Source organism: Pantoea sp. EKM103V (assembly GCF_011800365.1).
GTDB lineage: Bacteria > Pseudomonadota > Gammaproteobacteria > Enterobacterales > Enterobacteriaceae > Pantoea > Pantoea anthophila.
This window is the reverse complement of the sequence record NZ_JAALFQ010000048.1, coordinates 1-402: the sequence shown is the minus strand read 5'-3', so window position 1 is coordinate 402 and position 402 is coordinate 1. Positions and strand designations below refer to the sequence as shown.

The 402-nt window shown below is 56.7% G+C and carries 1 protein-coding gene; it reads left to right on the top strand.

Annotated features, from left to right (window positions below; all coding sequences use genetic code 11):
* Window positions 1–66: 66 nt before the first annotated feature.
* On the top strand, window positions 67–402 hold a 336-nt coding region (locus HFD97_RS22065; RefSeq protein WP_370528448.1), incomplete at its 3' end, for a DNA methyltransferase.

The following is a 402-nucleotide window of genomic DNA, read 5'->3' as shown; positions in this document are numbered from 1 at the left end:
TTTACGCCCGTCTTTGTGGTGGTCACGGCACCACTGGGGTGCCCCCCGACACTCAGGAGCATAACTATGTCCCGATTTATGCGTGGTGACAGCGTAGAGATCATGGCCGGCTTTCCGGATAACAGCATCGACTTCATTCTGACCGATCCCCCTTACCTCGTCGGCTTTAAGGACCGCTCCGGCCGTTCCATCGCCAACGACGTGAGCGACGAGTGGGTGCTGCCGGCCAGCCGTGAAATGTTCCGCGTACTTAAAAACAACAGCCTGGCGGTGAGCTTCTACGGCTGGAACCGCGTGGACATCTTTATGCAGGCATGGAAAGCGGCGGGCTTTCGCGTCGTCGGGCACCTGGTGTTTACCAAAACGTACGCATCTAAATCGGCATTTGTCGGATATCAGCAT